Here is an 8,966-nt window from a genome sequence, read left to right on the forward strand (position 1 = left end):
CTTTCAGCAACATATCGCAAACTATCAACAGTGATATTGGCGCCCGTCTGCGCCACGGCGCTGCCATCAGGGCGGCTGCCGCGCAAGTCAACGGCCAACCACGATTTAGCCGGCGAGGGTTTACGATGGACATACGAAACGTATACGCTTCGTATATTCCATCATCACAGTGAACCCTATGGGCATCGTCAAGATCACCGACCAATTGCACGAACAGCTACGCCTGGCCAGCGCCACCATGGACCGCTCCATCAACGCCCAGGCCGAATTCTGGATCAAGATCGGCCTGCTCGCCGAACTGAACCCCAACCTGGCTTACAACGACCTGATCAACAAATTGTTGCTGGACAAACCCGACCTGATCCGGGGGCGCGGCTAATGATCAAGACTGCCGCGCAGCTTGCCGTGATGCGTGAGTCCGGGCGCCTGCTGGCCCAGGTGTTCACGATGCTCGACAGCTTTGTTGCCGCCGGCCGCTCCACTCTGGAGCTGGACAGCGCCGTTGAAGCCTTCATCCGCAACGACTTGAACGCCCGCCCGGCGAGCCTTGGGCAGTACGACTACCCGTTTTGCATCAACACGTCGATCAACGAGGTGGTGTGTCATGGGATGCCGAGTGCCAAGGAAATCCTCAAGGATGGCGACATTATCAACATCGACATCACCCTGGAGAAAGGCGGTTTTATTGCCGATTCCAGCAAGATGTACATGATCGGCGACGTCGCGCCCAAAGCGCGGCGGCTGGTGGAAAAGACCTTTGAGGCGATGTGGGCCGGTATTCGCGTGGTCAAGCCTGGAGCACGGCTGGGCGATATCGGGCACGCGATTCAGAGCCATGCGCAGGCCAATGGCTACAGCGTGGTGCGTGAATATTGTGGCCATGGTATTGGCCGGGAGATGCATGAAGAGCCGCAGATTCTGCACTTCGGGCGACCGGGTACCGGGATGGAATTGCGTGAGGGGATGGTGTTTACGGTGGAGCCGATGCTGAATCAGGGTAGTTCTAAAGTGCGCAGCTTGAAGGATGGCTGGACGGTGGTGACCAGGGATAACGGGTTGTCGGCGCAGTGGGAGCATACGGTGGCGGTGACGGCTGAGGGGTTTGAGGTGTTGACGTTGCAGTAGGGGTTTCTGGGTACATATCCGTTATTGGGTGATGGCTGAAATGGGTTCCGCCCTTACGGCGGGTCACTTTTGAAAAGAGCCCAAAAGTAACCAAAAGGCTCTTGCCCCAACACTCGTCACCTCGCCTAGGCTCGGTGTGCCCGTAATCCGACATTGATTTGGGGGGCCGCCGCCCCGCGCCATCCATGGCGCGGGGCGGCTAAACCGGCATCCCTGCCGGTTTACCCCCCAAATCAATGTCGAATTCCGGCCAGCGTGTTTAACGGGGCGCCTAAGATCAAAATCAAGATCACAAGCAAGGCGGCCTGACAGCCGACCTGAGTGGTGTAGATCAAAAGCGGTCCAGTGTGGGAGCGGGCTTGCTCGCGAATGCAGTGTGTCAGTTGATAAATTAAGTGACTGATCCACCGCATTCGCGAGCAAGCCCGCTCCCACATTTAGAACCAGCCCTTTCAAGGTCTTTGGGAATCTGTCTGATAGGGCGGACACCATCCCTGTGGCGAGCGGGCTTGCCCCGCGTTGGGTTGCGAAGCGACCCTAAAAGCAACAATGCGGTTTGTCAGGCATTCTTCGGGCGCTGGTTCTGGGGCTGCTTCGCAGCCCAACGCGGGGCAAGCCCGCTCGCCACAGGGTACTTATCACCTGTTGTATCTAAAGACCTTGAAAGGGCTGACATTTAGAACTCCATTTGTCTGAAGAAACGCAATCTGCTCTAGAAAAAACAGCGCTTTTGATCCAACCACTCAGGTCGGCTACTAGGCCGCCGTGCTCTTACTTTTGATCTTGATCTGAGTCGCCCCGTTAACCACGCTGGCCGAATGAAGGCGAGGTGCGGAGTGGTGGGGCGAGGACCTTTTGGTTACTTTTGGCTGGGCCGGCTTCCGGCCCTTCCAAAAGTGACCCGCTGTAAGAACCAGCCCTTTCAAGGTCTTTGGAAATCTGTCTGACAGGGCGAACACCATCTCTGTGGCGAGCGGGCTTGTCGAATCGTCGCACCGCCCGCGTTGGGTTGCGCAGCGACCCTAAAAGCAACAATGCGGTGAGTCAGGCATTCTTCGGGCGCTGGTTTTGGGGCTGCTTCGCAGCCCAACGCGGGACAAGCCCGCTCGCCACAGGGTACTTATCACCTGTTGTATCTAAAGACCTTGAAAGGGTTGGCCGTTGGGTTGCGCAACCGATATCAGCCGTAGCCCCGCTAACGGATATGCACCCCGCCAGACAACCTCACCGCCCACCCGCTATCCGCTTCAACCCCAGCACCATCAACCCCGCCCCCACCCCCATCGCCGCCATCAGCAACGGATACGACACCCACCACGGCGTCCCCGCCGTCATCATGCTGAACTCCGACATCCCGCCCACACTGGCAATCAAGTTAAGTGGCAAAAACACCACGTTGATCAGCGTCAACTTGCGCAACAGGTTATTCATACTGTTGTTCATCAAATTCCCGCGCGCATCAATCAACCCGGAAAACACATTGGAGTAAATCTCCGCCTGCTTGTAGCACTGATGGTTCTCAATAATCAGATCATCAATCAACCCAAGAATCTGCGGGCTGAAGTGTTCCTTCTCGCCATGATTACGCAACCGCGACAACACCGCGCCGTTGCTGTGCAGCGCATTGATGTAATAAATCAGACTCTCACTGAGACTGAACATCTGCATCAAATGGTGATTGCTCATCGACGCGTTGAACTGCTGCTGCAACTCCCGCGCAACCAGCTTGATCACCTTCAGGTGGCCCAGATAGTGATGGATATTATTGAGCAACAGGTCCAGCAACACATCCAGCGGCGTGTGCAATGGCCGCCGTGCACCGAGCCCCGACAACGGGGTTTCATCCGTGGCAATCACCAGCAAACGGCCCGGCGAAAACAGCAAGCCGCAGGACGACACTTCAAACACCAGGTTGCCACCGCCGGAGTAATTCTCCGGGCGCTTCCAGATCAGAAACAGGTAGTCAGGGTGAAACTCGATTCGTGAGACTTCATCCGGGTCGAGCGCCGAGGCCAGGGCGTGCTCGTCGAGTTTATGGTGGTCCCGTAGCCATTCGCGCTCAGGCAAATCCGGGTTGTTGAACAACATGACGGGGGCATCGTCACGCGCCCCACTGCACAGCTTTCCATCGGCTAACTCAAAGCGCTGAATCATCGCGCGTCACCACACCTGGCCTTGGCGCTTCAACTCCAGGCGCCGCACAAATTCCTCCAGCACCAGCGCGTACAAGTCGTCCTGCAAATAGGCGTCTTCGATGCCGGCATCCATGTTCGGGTTGTCGTTGACCTCGATCACCACCACCTTGTCGCCGGACTGTTTGAGGTCCACACCGTACAGGCCATCGCCAATCAGGTTGGCCGTCTTGACCGCCAGTTCCACCACCGCCTTGGGCGCCTCGTGGACCGCCAGGGTGCGGCATTCGCCGTTGATGTCCTGGCCGATGGCCTTGTGGTTGTAGATCTGCCAATGGCCCTTGGACATGAAGTACTGGCAGGCAAAAATCGGCTTGCGGTTGAGAACGCCGATGCGCCAGTCGTACTCGGTGTAAAAGAATTCCTGGGCGAGCAGCAATACCGAATGCTCGAACAGCTCGGCGGTGGCCTGGAGCAATGCTTCCTGGCTTTCCACTTTGATCACGCCCCGTGAGAAACAACCGTCGGGGATCTTTAACACCAGCGGAAAGCCCAGGCGCTCACCCACCCGTTCGAAATCTTCCGGTCGCTCCTTGTAGAGAATTTCGGTGGCGGGCATGCCCAGCTGATGGCTGTTGAGCAGGTCGGTGAGGTAAACCTTGTTGGTGCAGCGCAGGATCGACGCCGGGTCGTCCATCACCACCAGGCCTTCGCTTTCGGCTTTTTTGGCGAAGCGGTAGGTGTGGTTGTCGACGCTGGTAGTCTCGCGGATGAGCAAGGCGTCGTACTCGGCAAGGCGCGAGTAATCCTTGCGCTCGATCAGTTCGACATCGATGCCCAAACCCTTGCCGACTCGCACGAAATTCTCGAGGGCCTTGGCGTTGGAGGGCGGCAGTTGCTCCTGGGGATCGTGAAGAATCGCCAGGTCGTAACGGGCCAACCGGCGTGAACGCGGTTGGCGCCAGATCTTGCGGCTGAAGTTGTCGAGGGCGTGGGCAAACTGGTCTTCCTGATCGTCGCGCAACTTGTGCAACACGCCAGATTTTACCCCTTCGATGTGCCAGCCGTTGTTCTTGCGAAACTCAACTAACAGGATCGGGCACGGAAAGGTTTCAAACAACTGACGGGCCAACTCTTGCAACGGCTCTATATTGGTTCGACCAAAATAAAGTGTCAGGGTAAAGCCTTCGGTGTTGCTGTAGAGGTGATGACTCAAGGCTTTATCGAGGGTTTTATCCAGGTCATCCAGCGACAACCCATACAACGACTTTTTGGTCAGCTCACTGATGGTGCGCACAGAGGGAATTACCTTGTGCCCCCGCGCTTCCGCCAGCAACGAGCAGTAGTAACCGTGCCCCAGGTACTTGTAGCTGCGGCACAGGTTGATCACCTGCACGCGCTTGCCCGTCTCGCTTTCGCGGGTTTGTTCGAGGTATTCCTGAGCGGTGACGATGTCTTCGCTGGGAAAGTAGGAGGCCCAATCTTCCTTGCGTTCGACAATAATCACGATTTGACTGGAGCCTCTGGAGGGTGCAGAAAAATAACCTTTGGAAGTTATTGTCGCCGCGACTGTTTGCTCGGATACTTCACGCCAATGACCTTGTACCGCCGACATAATATTTGATCCGCTTTAGAGAACTCGACCTTTTCTATTAAGCACGATCTTTTAGAGAAGTCCCGTTTCGTTACGCAACTTTTACGGCGGTCATATGGCTCTTTCCTTTCGCGTTGCAACCCCCTGTGACGTGCCCGAATTAGTGGCACTGGAACAGCACTGTTTCACCACCGACCGGCTCTCGACGCGCAGCTTTCAGTGGATGGTCAGCCGTGCTCACGGCCAGTTGCTGGTGGCGGAAAAAGACCACCAATTGCTCGGCTACGGGCTGGTGCTGTTCCATCGCGGCACGTCGCTTGCGCGCCTGTATTCCATCGCCATTGCCGAACACGCACGCGGTCTGGGCCTGGGCAAGCAATTGCTCGCGCGTATCGAGGCGTGCGCGGTTGAGCACGATTGCGCCTACCTGCGCCTCGAAGTGCGCACCGACAACCCCGGCGCCCTCGCCCTGTATGAACGCAATGGCTATCGACGCTTTGCCGTGATCAACGATTACTACGAAGACCACACCGCCGCGCTGCGCCTGGAAAAGCGCATCGTCCAGCATCAGGACGCGCGCCCGCACAGTGTGCCGTATTACCAACAGACCACCGATTTCACCTGCGGCGCCGCGTGCCTGCTGATGGCCATGGGCGCGCTGGTGCCTGAGCGCATCGCGCAGCGCCGTGAGGAGCTGCAAATCTGGCGCGAAGCCACCACCGTGTTCATGACTGCCGGCCACGGCGGTTGTAGCCCGCAAGGGTTGGCGCTGGCGGCTTGGCGTCGGGGCTTTCGGGTGCGCATGCAGGTAAATGTGCGCGGGCCGTTGTTTCTCGACGGCGTACGCGACCCGCATAAAAAGGACGTCATGCGCGTGGTGCACGAGGCGTTTGAGGAAGAGTTGGCCAGCAGCGACGTCGAGCAGGTACTCGGCAGCGCCCTTGACTTGCCTCAGGTATTACGCGACGGCGGGCAGCCGCTGGTGCTGATCAGCAGCTACCGCCTGACCCGCTCCAAGTCGCCGCACTGGGTGATGGTCACCGACTGCGACGACGACTTCGTCTACCTGCACGACCCGGACGTCGACCACAGCCAACACCGCCAGCCCCTGGACTGCCAGCACCTGCCGGTCAGCCACGGCGAGTTCGAGCGAATGTGCCGCTTCGGCAACAACAAACTGCGCGCGGCGGTCGTCGTCTTTACCCGGTAAACGCTCAGGCAACTTGCTTGATCACGGCCTTGGCTTCCAGCTCGCGCACCAGCGGCAATACGCGCCTGCCGAAGTACTCGACTTCTTCCTGAAAGTGCAGGAAGCCGGCCAGCACAAGGTCCACGCCCACCGCCTTGAGCGCGATGATGCGCTCGGCAATTTGTTGCGGGGTGCCGATCAGGTTTGTCTTGAAGCCGTCGTTGTACTGCACCAGGTCTTCGAAGCTGGACTTGGCCCAGTTGCCCTCGCCTTCCGGTGAAGACTTGCCGGCTTGTTTGGCCGCGTCGCCAAACGCGTTGACAGCCTGCGGGTCGGCCTTGTCGATGATTTGCGCGAGTACCGCGCGGGCTTCTTCCTCGGTGTCACGGGCGATGACAAAAGCATTTACACCGATTTTGACCGAATGCTTATTCGCGGCAGCTTTGGCGCGGATGTCGTCGACTTGGGCCTTGATGCCTTCCGGCGTATTGCCGTTGGTGAAGTACCAGTCCGATACACGTGCGGCCATGTCCCGCGCCGCCCGCGAGCTGCCGCCCTGGAACACTTCCGGCTGGCCGAGCGGTTTGGGCTTGAGGGTGTAGTTGTTGAAGCGGTAGAAGTCGCCCTTGAAAGTGAAATCGTCCTGCGTCCAGATGCCTTTCAGGGCGCGGATAAATTCTTCGGAACGACGGTAGCGCTCATCGTGCTCCAACCAGGGTTCACCGATGGCCTGGAACTCACCCTTGAACCAGCCGCTGACGATATTCACCGCGATACGGCCGTTGGTGAGCTGGTCGATGGTCGCCAGTTGCTTCGCCGCCAATGCCGGTTGCCACGGGCCGGGCAGAATTGCCGCAATCACTTTGAGTGTGGTGGTTGCCGCCAGCAATGCGTGGCTGAACGCCACGGATTCATGCTGGTTTTCCGCGCCGTAACCGGCGGTGAAACGAATTTGGGTGAGACCGTATTCAAAGCCGGCGGCTTCGGCCAATTGCGCCAGTTTGCGGTTGTAGTCGATGCCCCAATCGGTGCGCTGTTCGATCTTGCTGACCACCAGCCCGCCGCTGACGTTGGGCACCCAATAGGCAAATTTCACAGCTTGCTGACTCATCTGGCAGTACCTCGTACGAAGGGATGGAGTGAGGGCTTGAGCAGCAAGCGTGCCAGTCGCTGGCAAACCCTGGAGGCGCAAGCGCTGCGGCACAACATCAAGCGGCTCGACGCGTGGTCGCTGATGTTATGGATCGCGTCGATTTGTCGATCCGCTGTTGCTGGAGCAACAGTAAATCGCTGGCCCGCGCAGCAAATACAGGCCGCTGTGCCCGGCACGGACTGTGCAATCACCAGGGAACTTGAACACTGCCAAGGAGCTGTTCCCATGACCGAGCAACACGTGATCAACCCGCTGTCCACCGGCGTCGATTACCCCACGCTGGCCGCACGTTTTCGGCCGATCTTCCAGCGCATCGCCGACGGCGCGGTTGAGCGCGAACAGACCCGCGCCCTGCCCTATGAGCCGATTCAATGGCTCAAGCAAGCCGGCTTTGGCGCAGTGCGCGTGCCGGTGGAATACGGCGGCGGCGGTGCTTCGTTGCCGCAGTTGTTTGAACTGTTGATCGAGCTGGCTGCCGCCGACTCCAACGTGCCCCAGGCCTTGCGCGGGCACTTCGCGTTTGCTGAAGACCGCCTGAATGCACCACCCGGCGCTGGCCGCGATCTGTGGTTCAAGCGCTTTGTCGATGGCGACATCGTCGGCTGCGCCTGGACCGAAATCGGCAATGTGACCATCGGCGACGTCGTCACCCAGGTCAGCCCTGACGGTGATAAATGGACGCTCAACGGTGAAAAGTTTTACAGCACCGGAAGTCTTTTCTCCGACTGGATTGACGTGTACGCCCAGCGCAGCGACACCGGCGGCGACGTCATCGCGGCCACCCGCACGCGCCAGCCCGGCGTGGTACAGAGCGATGACTGGGACGGTTTTGGCCAGCGCACGACCGGCAGTGGCACCACGCGGTTTACCGATGCGGTGGTGGAAACAGAAAACGTGATTGACTTTGCTACCCGCTTCAAATACCAGACGGCGTTTTATCAGTTGGTGCTATTGGCCACCCTCGCCGGAATCGGCCGCGCGGCGCTCAACGACGTGGCGCACCAGGTGCGTCATCGCACGCGTATCTACAGCCATGGCAATGCAGCGCATGTCAGTCAGGACGCGCAAATTCAACAGGTAGTGGGTGAAGTGGCAGCCCTGGTGTATGCCGCCGAAGCGAGTGCGTTGAAAGCAGCGGTGCCGGCGCAACGCGCCTATCTGGCACGGTTTGGGGCAGATGAAGGACTGGAGCGGGAAGCCAATGTGGCGGCTGAGATTGAATCCGCCACGGCGCAGGTAGTGGTATCGGAGTTGATTCAGCGCGCGACGACGCAATTGTTCAACGCACTGGGTGCGTCGGATGTGCGTCAAGGCAAATCCTTGGACCGCCACTGGCGAAATGCTCGAACCGTGTCTTCGCACAACCCGGTGATTTACAAGGCACGGATTGTGGGTGACTGGGTGGTTAATGGGGCTGAGCCGCCGTTTGTTTGGCAGATTGGGAATGGCGGTGGTAAGGGGGAGTGAGTACATGCCCGATGCTGCGGTAGCGGCTGATATCGGCTCAGCTTTTACAGCGGGTCACTTTTGGAAAAGTCCGGTTGCGGCCCAGCCAAAAGTGATCAAAACACTGCGCCCCACCACTCGGTGCCTTTGTTTGGGGTCGGTGTGCCTGATGGACCGAGGTGACAGCATCGCAGGCAAGCCAGCTCCCACAGAGAAGCTCAACAGTGTGTGGAGGTATTGAAGTCTTACTCGGTCAAAACTGTGGGAGCGGGCTTGCTCGCGAATGCGGTGGGTCAGTTGATGAATTTGGTGGCTGATACACCGCAT

General features: G+C 58.6%; 7 protein-coding genes. 4 read left to right on the forward strand and 3 right to left on the reverse strand.

Annotated features, from left to right (window positions below; all coding sequences use genetic code 11):
- The first annotated feature begins 178 nt into the window (after nucleotides 1–178).
- A complete protein-coding gene (locus tag Q7C20_RS23035; RefSeq protein ID WP_348061049.1) occupies nucleotides 179–379 on the forward strand; it encodes a ParD-like family protein in 201 nt (66 codons plus the stop codon).
- Entirely contained in the window at nucleotides 379–1,125 is a 747-nt protein-coding gene (gene map / locus Q7C20_RS23040; RefSeq protein WP_375070495.1) for a type I methionyl aminopeptidase, read from the forward strand. The genes Q7C20_RS23035 and map overlap by 1 nt, the downstream gene beginning before the upstream one ends.
- Nucleotides 1,126–2,349: 1,224 nt before the next feature.
- Here map and Q7C20_RS23045 read toward each other — a convergent pair.
- Complete coding sequence (locus tag Q7C20_RS23045) at nucleotides 2,350–3,279, reverse strand: magnesium transporter CorA family protein (RefSeq protein WP_375070497.1); 930 nt, start codon at nucleotides 3,277–3,279, stop codon at nucleotides 2,350–2,352.
- 6 nt (nucleotides 3,280–3,285) lie between these two features.
- The gene (locus Q7C20_RS23050) at nucleotides 3,286–4,872 is read right to left on the reverse strand and encodes a RimK family protein (protein WP_375070499.1); all 1,587 of its coding nucleotides are present in this window, start codon (nucleotides 4,870–4,872) and stop codon (nucleotides 3,286–3,288) included.
- 94 nt (nucleotides 4,873–4,966) lie between these two features.
- Between Q7C20_RS23050 and Q7C20_RS23055 the strand changes: the two genes are divergently transcribed.
- On the forward strand, nucleotides 4,967–6,061 hold the full coding sequence (locus Q7C20_RS23055) for a GNAT family N-acetyltransferase/peptidase C39 family protein (RefSeq protein WP_348062575.1): 1,095 nt from the start codon (nucleotides 4,967–4,969) through the stop codon (nucleotides 6,059–6,061).
- Between the two features lie 4 nt (nucleotides 6,062–6,065).
- Here the strand turns inward: Q7C20_RS23055 and sfnG are convergent, their stop codons facing one another.
- A complete protein-coding gene (gene sfnG, locus Q7C20_RS23060) occupies nucleotides 6,066–7,151 on the reverse strand; it encodes a dimethylsulfone monooxygenase SfnG (RefSeq protein WP_375070501.1) in 1,086 nt (361 codons plus the stop codon).
- 267 nt (nucleotides 7,152–7,418) lie between these two features.
- Between sfnG and Q7C20_RS23065 the strand changes: the two genes are divergently transcribed.
- Nucleotides 7,419–8,660, forward strand: coding sequence for an acyl-CoA dehydrogenase family protein (locus tag Q7C20_RS23065; protein ID WP_375070503.1), 1,242 nt, complete (start codon nucleotides 7,419–7,421; stop codon nucleotides 8,658–8,660).
- The last annotated feature ends 306 nt before the right edge of the window (nucleotides 8,661–8,966 follow it).

This window comes from Pseudomonas sp. AMR01 (assembly GCF_041946035.1).
GTDB classification, from domain to species: Bacteria; Pseudomonadota; Gammaproteobacteria; order Pseudomonadales; family Pseudomonadaceae; genus Aquipseudomonas; species Aquipseudomonas antarctica_B.